The sequence below is a fragment of the Caldanaerovirga acetigignens genome (genome assembly GCF_900142995.1).
GTDB classification, from domain to species: Bacteria; Bacillota; Thermosediminibacteria; order Thermosediminibacterales; family Thermosediminibacteraceae; genus Fervidicola; species Fervidicola acetigignens.
Genome location: NZ_FRCR01000010.1, coordinates 17,846 through 35,044 on the forward strand (window position 1 = coordinate 17,846; position 17,199 = coordinate 35,044).

General features: G+C 47.4%; 14 protein-coding genes. 1 reads left to right on the forward strand and 13 read right to left on the reverse strand.

From position 1 onward, the window contains the following. Nucleotides 1-102: 102 nt before the first annotated feature. The 8 genes from BUB66_RS08495 to BUB66_RS08530 form a co-directional block, all read right to left on the reverse strand. Nucleotides 103-2,550 carry an ATP-dependent Clp protease ATP-binding subunit gene (locus tag BUB66_RS08495; protein ID WP_073257552.1) on the reverse strand — a complete coding sequence of 816 codons (2,448 nt, stop codon included), beginning with the start codon at nt 2,548-2,550 and terminating at the stop codon, nt 103-105. 14 nt (nt 2,551-2,564) lie between these two features. Beyond that, a complete protein-coding gene (locus BUB66_RS08500) occupies nt 2,565-3,617 on the reverse strand; it encodes a protein arginine kinase (protein ID WP_084098934.1) in 1,053 nt (350 codons plus the stop codon). A 14-nt stretch (nt 3,618-3,631) separates the two neighbouring features. Beyond that, the gene (locus tag BUB66_RS08505; RefSeq protein WP_073257556.1) at nt 3,632-4,150 is read right to left on the reverse strand and encodes a UvrB/UvrC motif-containing protein; all 519 of its coding nucleotides are present in this window, start codon (nt 4,148-4,150) and stop codon (nt 3,632-3,634) included. A 5-nt stretch (nt 4,151-4,155) separates the two neighbouring features. Then, the gene (locus tag BUB66_RS08510; protein ID WP_073257558.1) at nt 4,156-4,629 is read right to left on the reverse strand and encodes a CtsR family transcriptional regulator; all 474 of its coding nucleotides are present in this window, start codon (nt 4,627-4,629) and stop codon (nt 4,156-4,158) included. 138 nt (nt 4,630-4,767) lie between these two features. Next, nucleotides 4,768-4,998 (reverse strand): hypothetical protein, encoded by a 231-nt coding sequence (locus tag BUB66_RS08515; RefSeq protein ID WP_073257560.1) that lies wholly within the window; start codon nt 4,996-4,998, stop codon nt 4,768-4,770. A gap of 87 nt (nt 4,999-5,085) precedes the next feature. Continuing rightward, entirely contained in the window at nt 5,086-7,167 is a 2,082-nt protein-coding gene (gene fusA, locus BUB66_RS08520; protein ID WP_073257562.1) for an elongation factor G, read from the reverse strand. Nucleotides 7,168-7,337: 170 nt separating this feature from the next. After that, on the reverse strand, nt 7,338-8,798 hold the full coding sequence (gene guaB / locus BUB66_RS08525; protein ID WP_073257564.1) for an IMP dehydrogenase: 1,461 nt from the start codon (nt 8,796-8,798) through the stop codon (nt 7,338-7,340). A gap of 76 nt (nt 8,799-8,874) precedes the next feature. After that, complete coding sequence (locus BUB66_RS08530) at nt 8,875-9,162, reverse strand: DUF503 domain-containing protein (RefSeq protein ID WP_073257566.1); 288 nt, start codon at nt 9,160-9,162, stop codon at nt 8,875-8,877. A 264-nt stretch (nt 9,163-9,426) separates the two neighbouring features. Here BUB66_RS08530 and BUB66_RS08535 point away from each other — a divergent pair, with 264 nt between their 5' ends. Then, nucleotides 9,427-9,729, forward strand: coding sequence for a TMEM165/GDT1 family protein (locus BUB66_RS08535; RefSeq protein ID WP_073257568.1), 303 nt, complete (start codon nt 9,427-9,429; stop codon nt 9,727-9,729). A 39-nt stretch (nt 9,730-9,768) separates the two neighbouring features. Here the strand turns inward: BUB66_RS08535 and BUB66_RS08540 are convergent, their stop codons facing one another. From BUB66_RS08540 to BUB66_RS08560, 5 genes are all read right to left on the reverse strand, one after another. Beyond that, complete coding sequence (locus BUB66_RS08540) at nt 9,769-14,139, reverse strand: LAGLIDADG family homing endonuclease (protein ID WP_084098948.1); 4,371 nt, start codon at nt 14,137-14,139, stop codon at nt 9,769-9,771. 209 nt (nt 14,140-14,348) lie between these two features. Next, a complete protein-coding gene (locus BUB66_RS08545; protein WP_073257570.1) occupies nt 14,349-14,762 on the reverse strand; it encodes a Fur family transcriptional regulator in 414 nt (137 codons plus the stop codon). A 6-nt stretch (nt 14,763-14,768) separates the two neighbouring features. Continuing rightward, nucleotides 14,769-14,894 (reverse strand): RCKP-type rubredoxin-like domain-containing protein, encoded by a 126-nt coding sequence (locus BUB66_RS08550; protein ID WP_073257572.1) that lies wholly within the window; start codon nt 14,892-14,894, stop codon nt 14,769-14,771. A 314-nt stretch (nt 14,895-15,208) separates the two neighbouring features. Then, nucleotides 15,209-16,108 (reverse strand): patatin-like phospholipase family protein, encoded by a 900-nt coding sequence (locus tag BUB66_RS08555; RefSeq protein ID WP_073257574.1) that lies wholly within the window; start codon nt 16,106-16,108, stop codon nt 15,209-15,211. A 135-nt stretch (nt 16,109-16,243) separates the two neighbouring features. Beyond that, entirely contained in the window at nt 16,244-17,191 is a 948-nt protein-coding gene (locus BUB66_RS08560) for a thiamine pyrophosphate-dependent enzyme (protein WP_143156256.1), read from the reverse strand. Nucleotides 17,192-17,199 lie beyond the last annotated feature (8 nt).

Below are 17,199 nucleotides of genomic sequence, written 5' to 3' on the forward strand. Positions count from 1 at the left end.
TGTTTAAGCACCCCTTCTTTTTTCCCTTAAAATGACGGATAAACCCGGCTGCGAACCGAATTTGGGCAATCCTGAAAACCGATCTGCAGCCGGGTATCCTCATCATTCGCCGCTATTTGTTGTCAAAGACAGCTCTTTTTTCTTAAATGTCAGCTTGTCATCCTCTACATCTACCAGCACCACATCGCCCGGCGACACGCTTCCTTTTAAGATCTCCTCGGAAAGGCTGTCCTCCACTTCTTTTTGAATGACCCTTCTCAAAGGCCTTGCACCGTACATCGGATCGAAACCTTTCTTGACTAGCCATTCTTTTGCCTTTTCCGAAACTTCTACGGTCAGGTTGTTTTCCTTCAACCTATCGTTGACTTGTTTTAGCATCAGGTCCACAATCTTCTTCATATGTTCTTCATTGAGAGGATGGAAAACTATAATCTCGTCCACGCGGTTTAAAAATTCCGGTCTGAACGTGCGTCTTAGTTCCTCCATCACTCTTTCTTTCATTTCTTCGTAGTTTCTTGCATCATCTTCTTTAGGTGTAAAGCCTAAAGCCCTGGTCTTTTGTATGAGATTTGCGCCAACGTTGGAAGTCATTATTATCACCGTATTTTTGAAGTCAACGGTCCTGCCCTGGGCGTCGGTTAGCCTTCCATCTTCCAGTATCTGGAGGAGGATGTTGAACACATCGGGGTGGGCCTTTTCTATTTCGTCGAACAACACAACCGAATAAGGTTTGCGGCGCACTTTTTCGGTAAGCTCTCCTCCTTCTTCATATCCCACATATCCCGGAGGAGCACCAATCATCCGGGAAACTGCAAATTTCTCCATGTATTCGGACATATCGAGCCTTATCATGGCATTCTCATCGCCGAACATGGCCTCGGCCAGAGCTCTTGCCAGCTCCGTTTTGCCCACACCGGTAGGTCCGAGGAAGATAAACGAACCTACGGGGCGCTTCGGGTCTTTAAGCCCGGCGCGGGCCCTCCTTATAGCCCTCGCGACGGCCCTCACCGCTTCGTCCTGACCTATAACCCTCTGGTGCAGAATCTCCTCCATCTTAAGCAGTCTTTCGGATTCTTCTTCGGTCAGACGCTCCACGGGTATGCCGGTCCAACTGGAGACTATTTTTGCAATATCTTCTTCGGTAACCGTTGCACTGTCCAGCTTTTGCTCCTGCTGCCACCGGGCTTTCAAACTGTCGACCTTAGCCTTTATTTCCTGCTCCTTATCTCTAAGTCTTGCCGCCTTTTCAAATTCCTGAGCTTTAATCGCAGCGTCTTTTTCTTTTCTCACTGCTTCCAGCTCGTCCTCAAGTTCTTTCAGCTCCGGAGGAGCCGTAAGGCTGTTTAACCTCACCCTGGAAGCAGCTTCATCTATCAGGTCAACAGCCTTGTCCGGCAGGAACCGGTCTGTAATGTATCTGGCCGAAAGTTTTGCGGCAGCAACCAGGGCCTCATCAGAAATTTTAACCCTGTGATGCGCCTCGTACTTATCCCTTAAGCCTTCCAGAATCTTTATGGTGTCCTCCACCGTCGGTTCTTCTACGATTATGGGCTGGAATCTCCTTTCCAAAGCCGGGTCCTTTTCTATGTGCTTCCTATATTCATCAAGTGTAGTTGCGCCTATGGTCTGAAGTTCTCCGCGCGCCAGCGACGGTTTTAATATGTTGGAAGCATCGATGGCGCCTTCGGCCGCTCCGGCTCCGATAATGGTGTGCATTTCGTCGATAAACAGGATAACGTTGCCCGCCTGCCTAACTTCATTTATAACCTTCTTTAACCTTTCTTCAAATTCTCCCCTGAACTTGGTTCCCGCCACCAGGGAAGCCAAATCCAGGCTTACTATCCTCTTTTCTTTCAAAATCTCGGGCACTTCGCCCTCCACTATCCGCTGTGCGAGTCCTTCTACGATGGCGGTCTTTCCTACACCAGGTTCGCCTATGAGACATGGGTTGTTTTTGGTCCTCCGGGTCAAAACCTGAATGACCCGCTCTATTTCTTTTTGCCTGCCTATAACCGGGTCCAGCTTCCCTTCTGCCGCCAATTCCGTCAGGTCCCTCCCGAATTGATTCAGGGTAGGCGTATTGTTGGCTCTCCTGAAGTTCGCCTGTCCTTTTACATCGGTGCCGAGAAGCGTCAACACTTCGTTCCGGGCCCTTTCAAGGCTCACTCCTAAATTGGCCAGCACCTGCGCCGCCACGCCCTCTCCTTCCCTGATGAGCCCAAGGAGAATATGCTCTGTCCCTACATAATTGTGCTTGAGCCTCCGAGATTCATCGAGAGCTAGCTCCAGCACCCTCTTTGCCCTGGGTGTATACCCTATCGGACCCTGAACCGCAAATGGACCTACACCTATCATTCTTTCCACCTGTTCTCTTACTTTAGAAAGCTCCACTCCCAAATTCTGAAGGGCTTTTGCAGCCACTCCTTCTCCTTCCCTTATCAATCCCAAAAGAATGTGCTCCGTCCCCACGACGTTGTGGTTCAGCCGCCTTGCTTCTTCCTGGGCAAAAGCTATTACTTTTTGTGCCCTTTCCGTAAATTTCCCGTTCATATTCTCACCTCACCTCACCTCAATAATTTTTGTCTTAGCAAATTTGCCCTGTTTAAGTCCCTCTCCAAAGGAGTCATGGTCTTTTTAAACACTTCCTGGATATACGACGGTCCTGCTGTTATAAACAGGTTGTTGATTTCCTCGGGTTTTAAATTTTTAATAAATCCCATGTCCACCCCCAGCCTCACGTCGGATATATAACCCATGGCCTCCTGGGTGGACAGGAGCTTTGAATTTGTAAGTATTCCGTAGGACCTCGATATGCGGTCTTCGAGGCGAAGGCGCTCTTCTCCCTTCAAGTTTCTCCTGGCCTGTCTTTCGCTCGATATTATCTGACTCGCAACGCTCAGGAGATTTTGTATTATATCCTCTTCCGATTTCCCAAGGGTTATTTGATTCGATATCTGATAAAGGTTGCCCCAAGATTCGGTACCCTCTCCGTAAAGTCCCCGCACCACCAATCCTAACTGGGCCATCGCGGAAAACAAACGGTCTACCTGTTTCAACATGGTGAGCACGGGTAGGTGCATCATCACAGAGACTCGGATTCCTGTACCAACATTGGTGGGACAGGCTGTTAAATACCCCAGGCGTTCGTCAAAAGCAAAGTCGAGTTGTTCCTCGAGCACGTCATCAACGCGGCTTGCGAGCTCATAGGCTCCCTGCGGGTCTAGGCCTGAAAAGATGCACTGAATTCTGAGGTGGTCCTCTTCGTTGATCATTATGCTTATGCGGCGGTCTCCGCTTATTATAACCGCACCCCTGTCGTCTTTCGCCAGATCCGGGCTTATGAAGTGCATCTCCACCAGCAGATTTTTCTCGGTATCCGATAAGTTCTTCATAAGGAACAGCCTGGCATCTTTAGAAAGAACCGGATTTTTTAAAAAAGCCCTGTACACCGAGTCAATTACTTCCTCCGCCTGGGTCCTGCTCAGGAGGTGCGGAAACGGCACATCTTTTAGATTCCGGGCAAGTCTTACCCTGCTCGTTATCACTACATCGCTTTCGGGGCCCGTGGAATTAATCCATTCTATTTTTGTCGTATCCAGTAGTTCCTCAACCGACACATCCCGCACCCCCATCAACCCCGGCCCAGTTTTTGCTCAAGTTCTCTGATTTTGTCCCTGAGCACGGCGGCCCTTTCATATTCTTCAGCGTTAACCGCTTCCTGTAGCTCCCTTTTTAGCCTTTCTATTTCGCTCTTTATGCGAATCTTTCCGCCTCGCCTTTTTGGAACCTTGCCTACGTGATACGTCTTTCCGTGCAGGCGCCGGAGCATCGGATCAAGTTGCCCTTTAAAAGCTTCGTAACAATGGCTGCAGCCGAACCTTCCTATCTGGGAAAACCGCGGAAAGGTTAATCCGCACCGGTCGCAGGAAAGCGGCTGGGACTTTTCCGGAAATTCTCTCATGAAGGGTTCGAAAAAGCCGGCCAAAAATTTCTGCATCGAAAACGGCTCTCCCTCTAAGTTGAAAGAAACATCGAATATACTTTTTTCTCTGGCACACTGTTCGCAAAGGTGAAGCAAAGTTTTTTCTCCATTTACTATTTTCGTTATATGCACGGTGGCCGGTCTTTTTTTGCATTCATCGCACATCATAATTATCAATCCCCCTTTTCCTCTTCGTGACCCAGCAAAGCAGCAATCATGGCTTTTAAAAGTCGGGCCCGCAACCTATCCCGCTCGGGGAGCGGTATCTCTAGATTCTTTCGATTAATGGCCGCCCAGAATAGCTCTGCCTCCCTTTTTGAAATAATGCCTTCTTCCAGCATAAACTGCACAAGTCCACCGGCTTTAGAACTGGAGATAGAATCGCCCACCAGCTCTATCAATTCCCGCAAAAATTCATCATTTCTTATTTTTAACTTTTTTATCCTTATATATCCGCCGCCCCCTCTGCGGCTTTCCACGATGTATCCCCTTTCGACTGTAAACCTTGTAGTTAGCACGTAATTGATCTGCGAAGGTGCACATCTGAACTTGCTGGCAAGTTCGTTTCTCTGAATTTCCAGGATATTCTTCCCTTCCTGAAACATTTCTTTTATAAAATTTTCTATGACGTCTGCCAGATTGGGCATAAGCGATTCCCTCCGACTGACTCCAACTAATTAATATTGACTTTGACTATCTTTGACTTTTGCTGTAAATATTATAACCCACATTAGAAATTTTTTCAAGAGACAAAATCGGAGGGATAAACTCCCTCCTTATAAATTTTATTCCTTTTTTCTCTTTTTTTTGCTAAGTTCCTCAGAAATTTCAAGCAGCGTATTCATACGCTCCTCCTGTTCTTCAGACGAAGTCCACCCCATTAAACTAGGTATTACCTCGCCATACATCGTGTCATCTGCCAGCTCATCTTCGATGATATCATCCGTTTTCTTTTTGTACAACGCGTCTAATTTTCCTTCTGTATGGCCAAGACGCTTATTCGACTTTTTTTCCACTTTGGCCCCTCCCTTTTTACTGTTTTATTTTAAGTTTTCCCCCTCAGCTTCCCAAAATTCAAACAAATGGAGGGACCTTTCCTTTAACTACTCTTCTTCTGCATGTTTTTTATCCGATTCGGCAATGACCTTTTCGGCTATTGGCCCTGGCACCTCTTCATAGTGGCTAAAGGCAGCAGAGAACCATCCCCTGCCTTGGGTCATTGACCTCAAATCCGTGGCATAACGGAAAATCTCGGCAAGGGGTACCTGAGCCTTTATGTGCTGCATTCCATCCTTCATTTCCATGCCCATTATGCGACCCCGACGTTTATTGAGGTCTCCCATTATATCTCCCATGTAGTTTTCCGGCACCACTACTTCTATCTCGTAGATGGGCTCTAGGAGCACCGGTTTTGCCTGAGTAATCCCTTTTTTGAAAGCCATTGATGCTGCTATTTTAAAGGCAAGTTCCGAGGAATCTACCGGATGGAAGGACCCGTCGTACAGCACCGCTTTGAAACCCACCACCGGGTAACCTGCTAAAACGCCTTCTTTCATAGCCTCCCTTATGCCCTTTTCGACTGCAGGGATATACTGCTTCGGCACCACGCCGCCGAAAATTCTTTCTTCAAACTCAAACCCATCTTCGGAATTTATGGGCAAAAATTCTATCCAGACATGGCCATACTGCCCTCTTCCGCCCGTCTGTTTTTTGTACTTCCCTTCTACCTTTGCTGTACCCCTTATAGTCTCCCTATAGGGGACCTTCGGCACGCTGAGCACCACTTCCGAACCGAATTTGGTGGCAAGTTTTGCCGCCAGGACCTCCAGGTGGATTTCTCCCATCCCCGAGATGAGAAGCTGACCTGTCTCGTTGTTTTTTTCTACCTTAAAAGTCAGATCCTCTTCGGTCAGCCTTGCCAGGCCCGAAGAAATCCTTTCTTCGTCTCCCTTTGACTTCGGCTCTACCGCGAAGGAAATCACGGGCTTTGGAAAATCTATTTCTTTGAGGAGGATCGGGTGGTCTTTATCGCACAAAGTATCGTTGGTATAGGTGTTCTGTAACTTCGCCACGGCTACAATATCGCCCGCTGCCGCAATCTGGACGCTTTCCTGTTTCTTCCCCTTCATAAAGTATAAGTGGCCGATTTTTTCAGTGACACCCCGCTTCGCATTGTAAACTACAGTGTCGGGCTTTATCGTGCCTGAGCAAACTTTAAAAAGGCTCAGCCTACCCACGAACGGATCAGCCATGGTTTTAAACACAATGGCGCTGAAAGGCTCCGTGCTATCGCACCTTCGCTTTTCTTCTTCTCCACTTTTCGGATTTTTGCCATGTTCTGGCATTCCTTCTGCCGCCGAAGGGAGGTAATCGCATATTGCATTCAACAAGAAATTTATCCCCTTATTTGTGAGCGATGAACCGCAAAGAATCGGATATATATTACCCGCCTTTGCGCCAACCCTTAGTCCGCGCTCTATTTCCTCATCGGTCAACTCTTCTCCATCTAAGTACTTGGCAAGCAGGTCGTCGTCAGATTCCGCGGCAGCTTCAATGACCATCAGGCGGTAGTTTTCCACATCGTCTTCAAGCTCCTCGGGCACCGGAATTTCTTTCGCACCTTTTCCGTCAAATTCATAGGCTTTTTTGCGGACTACATCCACCAGTCCCCTGAAACTCGCCTCCTGTCCTATGGGCAATTGGATGGGCACGGCTTTCTGACCAAATACCTCCTGAATTTTTTCAACCACTTTAGAAAAATTGGCGTTTTCTCGGTCTATCTTGTTCACGAAAAACATCCGGGGTAAGCCCCGTTCATCAATAAGTTTAAACATCTGCTCAGTGCCTACTTCCACCCCCGATACGGCACATACGACCAAAACCGCTCCATCCACCACCCTGAGGACGCTTTTTACCTCTCCCACAAAGTCAAAAAAACCCGGGGTATCCAGGATATTTATCTTAAAGTCTTTCCACTCAAACGGTGCTAAAGCCAGCGAAATTGAAATCTTCCTTTTTATTTCTTCCGGATCATAATCTAATGCGGTATTGCCGTCATCTATCTTGCCCATGCGATCTATAGCTCCCGCCGTAAACAACATTGCCTCAGCAAGTGAAGTCTTCCCTGCTCCGCTGTGCGAAAAAAGGCCTATGTTCTTTATTCTGTCGCTGCTATAATTTTTCAACCCGATCTCCTCCTTTTTCGACTTGTACAAATAATTTTATTATTAATTATTGTTATTCTACCTTAATTTACTTTTTTCCTGCTAAATTTCATATTTTCTTTTCTTTATCTTATACTTAAATATTTCGAATATCACATCGACTAAAAAAAAGAACCGGTTTTAACCGGTCCCTAAAACTGGGTATAATTCGGAGCTTCTTTTGTAATGTAAACGTCATGGGGATGGCTTTCTCGTAGCCCTGCCGAAGTAATCTTTATGAACTTGGCTTCTTTAAGCTCTTCGATGTTCCTCGCGCCGCAGTAACCCATTCCCGCTCTCAGTCCACCGACCAGTTGGAAGACAATTTCCGAAAGCGGCCCGCGGTACGGCACGCGTCCTTCCACTCCTTCGGGCACAAACTTTTTCGCATCTTCCTGGAAGTACCTGTCTTTGCTTCCCTCTTCCATAGCGCCGAGGGAACCCATTCCCCTGTAAACTTTAAAGCTGCGCCCTTTGTATATCTCTATCTCTCCGGGGCTTTCTTCCGTTCCTGCGAAAAGTCCTCCGATCATTACCGAGTCGGCTCCGGCCGCAATGGCCTTTACGATGTCACCCGAATACTTGATGCCGCCGTCGGCTATTATCGGCACGCCGTACTTCTGTGCTTCCCTTGCGCAGTCATAGATTGCGGTAATCTGCGGCACACCTATCCCCGCCACTACCCTTGTGGTGCATATAGAGCCCGGCCCCATGCCGACCTTGACTGCATCTGCTCCGGCTTTAATAAGGTCGCGCGTGGCTTCGGCCGTAGCTACATTTCCCGCAATAACATCTAGATCGGGGAACTTCTCTTTTATTACTTCCACAGCGTTGATCACGTTCTCCGAATGGCCGTGAGCCGTATCAACTACCACGACGTCGACTTTTGCTTCGACCAATGCCTTAACCCTGTCCATCATATCCTTGCCGACTCCCACAGCAGCCCCTACCAGCAGCCTTCCGTTCTTATCTTTAGCAGCATTTGGATATTTTATCGCTTTTTCGATGTCTTTTATTGTTATGAGGCCTTTTAAATTGAAATGTTCATCGACCAGAGGCAGTTTCTCTATTTTGTGCCTTTTCAAAATCAGCTTCGCCTCTTCGAGGGTAGTGCCCACCGGAGCCGTGACAAGATTTTCTTTTGTCATTACTTCCCTTATCTTTTTCGTCATGTCGTCTTCAAAGCGGATATCCCTGTTGGTGATGATGCCAACCAGTTTTCCGTTTTCCGTAATGGGAACGCCGGATATTCGGTATCTTGCCATAAGCTCCATGGCTTCTCCTATGGTGTTGTCCGGCGATAGAGAAAATGGATCTACTATTACGCCGTGCTCGGACCTCTTCACCTTGTCCACTTCGAGAGCTTGCTTTTCTATGGGCATATTTTTATGAATGATCCCTATGCCGCCTTCTCTTGCGAGGGCAATGGCTAGCCTCGCCTCCGTCACAGTATCCATCGCGGCGCTTACGATGGGGATGTTTATCTTTATGTTATTAGTAAGCCGTGTACTTACATCTACATCTTTAGGCAGCACTTGAGACTTAGCAGGAAGCACAAGAACGTCATCAAAACTAAGGCCTTCCTTTCCGAACTTATCCTCTAATTTATCCAAAAAACCGCCCCCTGTACGTGTTTATTTTTATGTGAAAGTTTATCAAAATTCGCCACAGGTGTCAACAGTTCGGTTTTCAAAAGTGCTGCACTTCCCTTTCTATTTCTTCCACCGAAAATCTCCCGTCGCCGTTCATAAAGTTAAGGATATGGTCCATCTGGCTTTCTACGTGCTCTGTGCTATTTGAAACGCAAGCCATACCTATTACAGCCCACTGAAGGTCGTTTTGCTTCCCAACCTCCGCCACTGACACGTTGAACCTGGTTTTCAATCTCTCTATAACGCTCTTTACGACTTGCCTCTTTTCTTTCAAACTGAAAGCATCTCCGAGAAAAATTTCCACCGTCATAATCCCCACTACCATTTTGCACCACTCCTACTTATCCACATTATTCACATCATTTTTCCACAGTTTGTGGAAAACTTATTGTCTTTTAAGAACCTTTCTGCTATAATTTTATTGGCAAATAAAGGGGAGTAGTTCGGGCATCAAGCCTTCGAAAGCTCAACATGCTGGCGCAAAGCGCCTGGGCTTTCGCCGTTTGCGGGAACGAGACCTTTATTCCGGCATTTTGCGGAATAGAGGTCTTAATTTTTTGGAATATATAATCCGGGAGGTAATGTAGATATGGACCTGAAACTTTTCTTCACGGCCTTTTGGCTGCTTTTCTTAGCGGAGCTCGGCGACAAAACCCAGCTTACCGTTTTCACACTCGCAACCCAGTACAACAAACCCCTACCTATATTTTTGGGGGCGTCTTTAGCATTGGTCTTGGTAACCTTTTTAGGCGCAGTATTCGGCCATGCGGCAACTCGTTACATACCTGCAGTATACATGAAGGTAATAGCCGGGGTGCTTTTCGCAGGCATAGGAGTATTTCTATTGGTGGAAGGACTCCCCCAATTGTTGCAGCAACTAGGAAGGGGATGAAAACAAAGTCCCGGGATTGACCCGGGACTTTTACATTCCCTAATTGCATTTTGAATAGCCGCAGGACCTGCAGACCACACACCCACCCTCGTGCTCGAGCAAGCTTTTGCACTCGGGACAAACAGCCTTACTTCCTTTCTCCATGCCCTTTTCGCTTGATGAAGAGTCCAGAGTCATCGCCGTATCGGAAGACTCGTATATTTTCTTTAAGTATTCCACGCCATTACTGCTTTCTTCGCAACCTTCGCCGATATGCCTCTCTATTGCCCTCGCTATGGCATCCGGACAAGACAGCACCTTGATGTCCTTATTGTTTGCCATCTGCCTCAGTGTCGAGTGACAGCGTATTCCTTTCAGCTGTTCCACAATGGACTTTACATCTATGCCGGAACGAAGCGCCAGCGATATAAGGCGACTCGTGGCTTCCGACTGGGACGGACATCCGCCGGCTCTTCCCAGGTTTGTGAATACCTCGCATATTCCATGTTCATCGGAATTTACCGTTATATAAAGGTTGCCGCACCCTATCTTGACCTTTTCGGTGCTGCCGTAGGTTATGCTGGGCCTCGGCCTTGGTTTTATCCTTTGCGGCACCGCTTCGCAGGAACAGGTACTTTCAGTGAGATCCTCGCTTTGCCCGGTGCCCTTTTTGAGCACCTGTTCCTCGCGGCTCCCGTCTCTGTAAACCGTTACTCCCTTGCAGCCCAGCTCGTAGGCGAGAAGATATACCTTTTTGACATCTTCGCGGGTGGCGCTGTTTGGGAAGTTTACCGTCTTTGACACCGCATTGTCGGTGTATTTTTGGAAAGCTGCCTGTATCCTCACGTGCCATTCCGGCGATACTTCGTGAGCCGTTACAAAAACGCGTTTAATGTCTTCCGGTATCCCCGGGATACCTTTAAGCGAACCTTTCTCGAGAACCTCTTCCATAAGTTCCTTGCTGTAAAGTCCTCTCTTTTTCATCTCCTCTTCGAAAAGCGGATAAACTTCGATAAGACGCTGCCTGTCGAGGACGTTCCGCTCGAAAGCCAGGGCAAACACCGGCTCTATGCCGCTGGAGCACCCTGCTATAATGCTGATAGAGCCGGTAGGGGCAATGGTGGTCACCGTCGCATTCCTTATTGGATTTGCCCCGGGAACGTCATACACGCTTCCTGCAAAATTCGGGAAGGCTCCCCTTGTTTTTGCAAGCTCCCGTGAGGCTTTTCTTGCCTCCTGCTGTATGAAGCCCATTATATCTTCTGCAATTTTCAAGGCTTCTTCGGAATCGTAAGGGATGCCAAGCTTTATAAGCATGTCGGCAAATCCCATCACTCCGAGGCCTATCTTGCGGTTGGCCTTGGTCATTCTTTCTATTTCCGGGAGCGGATACTTGTTTACGTCAATCACGTCGTCCAGGAAGCGGACGGCCGTATGGACGGCCTGTTTCAGCCTTTCGTAGTCTATTTCTTTATCTTTGACAAACTCCTTTAGGTTTATAGAACCCAAATTGCAATTGTGAACTATCATCCCCTCCGCGATGAGTGAATGAGTTACGGGTTCCGAAACATCATAAACGTATGCTCGACCTGCCGGGGTCACTGACTTTACCCGACTTCGTCTAGAATCTCTATATTTTCTCTTCTGATTTTCTATCCACTTAAGTAATCTCTCCTGTTTGGCAGGATTTAAATGGAATCCGATGAGCCCGGCAAAACGCGTCAGACTTTCATCAGTAATTATAACACAGCTCCATTCGCGCCCGTCTTTACAATGGTAAGTCTTGACGCAGGACTTAACACCCAGTCCGAGCAGCAACAGTTGAACATCGCCGGCAAGCTCCCTGGATGCCGTTGTAAGAAAAACTTCAGCGCGAGAGGGGTTAACAGAACCTTCAGCTCCAAATAGCCCTTTCAAGAACTCAATCTGAACTTCTCTACAAGCCATCATCACTGAATTGGGAACCCGCTTATTTTTCGACAAGGCAAATTCTAAACCACATCCTGTAAGGAATTTACGAACTCCCGCGTTGGTACATGCCACTGTCAGCGTACCATTGGCGGCTCGGCTTCCTGCCGGAATTCTTCCGTTCGATATGGAGTTAATCAAACGAGCACAGAGTTCCTGATTATAAAATTTTCTTGCCTGTAAATCGATTTCTTTTTCGGGAAACGCCCCATCCGGGAGATATACATAATCATTTTCGGTTAGCAAGCCGGCTGGGACCCATCCGCGCTGGGTCAGTATTTTATGGTCCGGCGTAACCCGCAACCGCTGTCCGTTGTGAAGCTCGACAGTTACTATATCCCTCTCACCTATAGGAATGACGGTGGCAGGTCGGAGGATAATTCCAGTTTCGTTCGTAAAGAGCCCGTCAGTATAGACCCAAACCTGTTCACCCCGGCTCTGTCTCATATAGGCCTCTTCAACAGTCTCCCAACCTTTATCCGTCATAATTCGGGTATCTGCCGCGAAACACGATTCGTACGGCAGAAGAGGTTGCTCGCCACAATCCAACGAGATGAAGCCGTTAGTGATCCACGTTAACGTCTCGGGTTCAGTAACATCAAAAACCTCTTCCCGCCCTATGAATTTTATTGACTCAATTTCATCCTCAAATACTGCCGGAAGTTCGACATCATCGATTTTACAAAGCTTACCGGAGCGCATTTCAAAAAATTTCAATGTTTTTTCAGTCGAACAAAACCCTATCTCACTCATGAAGCGGCTGCTGAGAGAAGGTGGAATGCGAATTTCGTAGTATTCTCCAAACGCATAGGCACGCTCGTTACCGGAGCTGTCGCAATAAGTACCGAACCCCACCGCCCTTTCTCGGACCTGCTGCCTTATCTTGGCCATTATCCCGAAACCCTGAAGTAAAAGCTGGATTTCCCGCAGTAGTTCCTTGGAGGCTGAAGAGGCCCTTATACCCCCGTCAGCATCTATTGAACCGGAGCAAGAAAAGAAGGCAGACAGAAAAGCGGCGACAACGGATTTTTGAGCCCGAAAAATGGCTTTCGGCACCCTACGATATCGGGAACGGCCGGGTATAGCCCCAAAGGCTTTCCAAACCCGCCTGATGCTCTTCGGCAGTTCAAGAATCGTAGTTTTACCCCGCATTCTTAGTCGATATTGTACATGCCACGAATCAAGAATATCCCTGGTTCGCTGTAAAAGTTCTGCCTCGTTCTGACCGAAATACAGGGCGCTCGTACTGCTGTAGTATCCGCTGCCCACTAACATACCAAGGAGGAACCCGTACTCCTCATTAAACTCAAGAGGCAACAGCCAGCCGGTCCGCTGTCTGAGATTAATTACTTCGAATGCCCTCGGTAATAACCTGTTCTCGGGGAAAGCAAAGCCGCTCTGTAACCTAACCCTATCTCCTGGCTTCAGCTCTCCTATGGACACCCACTTACCATCTGAAGTCTGGAGTTTGTGGTCTTTAGTCGCCTTTAAGCAATATCCTCCTTTAGTAACAACCTCGAAAATATCCTGGATTCCGTTATTATAAACTGCCGTAATGGGCTTGAGTCCTTGAGGAGTTACTATTCTGTCACCTACTTTGAGTTCGGAAGCCGGAACAAGGCCGCATTCGGTAGCCACCAGCGTATCACCGGTCACGCACGGGTTCGTGCTTTCTATCTGGCCCACGTGAGGAGTTGGATTTGCGGCGTTTATCCGGTCTATAAAAACCACACCCGGCTCGCCGTTTTTCCACGCCATCTCTACTATGAGGTCGAAGACTTCCCTTGCCTTCAGCTTGCCCGTGACCTTTCCGGTGTTGGGGTCCACCAGCTCGTAAGTGTCGTCGTTTTTTAAGGCCTCCATGAACTTATCGGTAACAGCAACACTTATGTTAAAATTGGTAAGTTCCCTGTCGTCTTCCTTACAGCGGATGAACTCCAGAATATCAGGGTGGTCCACCCTGAGGATCCCCATGTTAGCTCCTCTGCGACGGCCTCCCTGCTTTACCGCTTCCGTAGCCGCATTGAACACCTTCATGAAGGATACCGGCCCCGATGCTTCCCCGCCCGTCGAACGAACCAAGGCACCTTTGGGCCTAAGCCTGGAAAAAGACATTCCTGTTCCCCCACCGCTTTTATGGATGAGAGCCGCATTTTTAATGGCATCGAAGATGCCCTCCATGGAATCTTCCACAGGCAGCACAAAACACGCCGAAAGCTGTCCCAGCTCCCTTCCCGCATTCATGAGGGTCGGAGAATTGGGAAGAAATTTTAGCTCAGCCATTAAATCGTAAAATTTTTCGGCCCAGTATTCAGGGTCGCCCCCGTAGTTTTTCTCGGCTTCCGCTACCGCCCTCGCTACCCTTTCTATCATGTCCTCGGGAGTTTCCGTTATATTCCCTTCTTCGTTCTTTGCAAGATACCGTTTTTTAAGCACCACTTTGGCGTTTTCGGAAAGATTTATTTTCTTTTGCTTCACCTTTTCACCTCGCTTTATGAAAACCATGTACAAGTCCATTATAGGCATAATGGTGACTTTTTTTCAAAAACAAATTGAGACAGGTTTTTGATAAATTGCTCTTCCATTTTAATTCGTTACGAGTCCAATCTATCAATTGCTGACTTTTATCTGCGGGGCAATAAAAAAAGCGGCTTTTGACCGCTCGAAAACTTCTAATTGTTCTTTTTGCTGCATTCCCCGCATAATCCGTAAAACTCCGTCCTATGGTAGAAAACCTCCCATCCGTTTTTCGCAGACACTTCCTCGTCTATTTTTCGGTTCACATCAATACCTTCCACATCGAAAACCCGACCGCATCTCAAGCATACAAAATGATAGTGATTTTCAGGATTTCCGTCATACCTGCTGCACTTTTCGCCGCAATTTAATTCCATTATCTTCCCCATTTCTTTGAGCACCGACAGGTTCCTGTACACTGTCCCTAGGCTGATGTTTGGTATTTTTTTTCTGACCTTCTCGTATATCCAATCGGCTGTGGGATGAGTCTTCGTGCTTTTAAGAACTTCCAGGATAATCGCCCTTTGCTTGCTATTTCTCAATGGCCTTTTTTGCTCTTTGCCCTGCATTTTATTTCATTTTTCCTCCTTGGGATCTTCAACCTTTACAAAAGTATCCTTTGCTTCGCACTGCGGGCATTTTTTCGGTTTGCAGCGGCCTTCTTTTTCGCACCCGCAAATGCTGCATTTCCAAACGGCCATATTTCACACCTCCTCAATAAACTAGTAACTATTATTATTTCCGTTACAGCAAAACTATATAACAACTCCTAAAGAAAGTCAATAATCGAATATTTTATCGCCATTTTTATTTTTCCCAGTTGACGTAACGAAATTATCGTTGTATAATAGATTACAACAATACTTGTATACAATTATTCATTTGGGGGTGTATCCAATGAAACCCTGCAAAAAAATGATGATGTTTGCCGACAACATAGAAGATGCGGAAAAGATAATGGAGGAATTCCTGGAAGACTTGCTCTTTGATTCGGCATACATGGAATATTGATTTTTTAACTGTTAAGATACTCTTCTATCTTTTTCATTTTTCGTTTTGCGAATTCTTCCCCCAATTTTATCAGCTCTGGAATCATGTAAAAGTCATCGTAACCTATACCCTGCACTTCTGGATAAAGGTAAAGGGCAGGGTAATCTTTGTGGATGCAATAATCGATTTCGGCGCCCATAATGTCAACAGAAGCCATAAGCACATCTATTATGGAATTTATCTTTCGCTTTCCTTTGCTTTTTGCTAAATCCACGGCCACGACTTTCGCAGCCCCCTGGTGAAAGGCCACGTCAACCGGTACGTTATTTTTAACGCCACCATCTACAAGCTTCCTGCTTTTTATCCTTTTAGGGACAAAAATCCCGGGAAGAGATATGCTAGCCCTTACGGCACTTGATACCGGAACGTCGCTTATAAAAACGGTATTTCTCAATCCCTCTCGAGGGATATTTTTTTGCGGGCAAAACACCACCGTCTCTGAGCTTTCCACATCCACGCTGACCACAGAAAGCGGAATCTTAAGTTCATCAAAAGTTTTCCCAGTAAAAAGGTCGTCCAGCCAATGCTCGATTTTGTCTCCCTTAAACAACCCATCGGGCCATTTCGATAAAGCGGTCGGCTTGCTCAGCCAAAAACGGTATAAAAAGGCCAGTATCGTAGCCAGCGGAAAAGCCGGGTCCAAGACTTTCCAGGGTTTTAAGCATTTTACTTCCTTCGCAAACCAATCTATATTCACTCCGCAGGCGTAAAACGCCGCCGCTATACTGCCCGCGCTGGTCCCGGCAACAATTTCAGGATATATCCCGCTTTCTTGGAGTGCTTTTAATACCCCAAGGTGCACCGCCCCCCTGAATCCCCCTCCACTTAGAACTAAGCCGAACCGGTACTTCTTAGTTTTTTCCATCTTCCTAACCTCCATTAAAATTTTCTACCAAAACCGAAACAGCTTCCTAAAATATATTTAATGATAAAAACCCGATAATTGTGTTTACCTTAGCTCAAATAAAAACCCCCGCGGTTTAAACCGCGGGGGTTTTTTTTACCTCGGAGGAAGTTCAGGAGTCTCGCCGCAGCGCTCGAGGAGCGCCAGCCATCTGCTGTCCACTTCTTCCTGGATAGCCTTGATGAGGTGTTCGTTGCCGGGCTTGAAAAGGTGCCTGAACCTGCCCTGGGGTTTTAGGAACTCCTCTATCGGCACGTATTTTTTGGGCTTGTAATTCAGCTTCCACTTGCCGTTTTCAACTTCGAAAAGCGGCCAGAACCTGGTTTCTACAGCAAGTTTCGTTATTTCCACAATGTCTGGGGTGTTATAGCGCCATCCGCGCGGGCACGGTGAAAGCACGTTTATGAAAGCCGGACCTTCCACTTCCAGTGCTTTTTTGGCCTTCTTGTGGACATCCTGCCAGTTGTTTATCGCCGTCTGGGCGACATAGGGGATGTTGTGGGCCGCCATTATAGCCGTCAGGTCCTTCCTTGGCTGTTGTTTGCCGGGGATCACTTTGCCCGCCGGGCTCGTGGTGGTATCGGCTCCTATTGGCGTAGCGCTGGAGCGCTGGATACCGGTATTCATGTAAGCTTCGTTGTCCAAACAAACGTAAACTATATTGTGGCCTCTTTCCATGGCACCTGAGAGGGATTGAAGCCCTATGTCGTAAGTTCCGCCGTCGCCGCCGAACGCTATGAATTTAAAATCTTCCTTCACCTTGCCCTTTTTCTTCAAAGCCCTGTATGCAGCTTCCACTCCGCTGACGGTCGCACCTGCGTTCTCAAAGGCATTGTGGATAAAGGAGCATTTCCAAGCGGTATAGGGATAAATGGTGCTGGCTACCTCCAGGCAGCCCGTCGCGCATCCCACTACCACGTTGGAGCCTTCCGCCGCATTTAATATCATCCTGACCGTTATGCCGTGGCCGCAACCGGCGCATAGCCTGTGGCCTCCAACGAATCTTTCTTCAACCTTGGAAAGTTCCTTCAAAGTCGCCATCACGACACCTC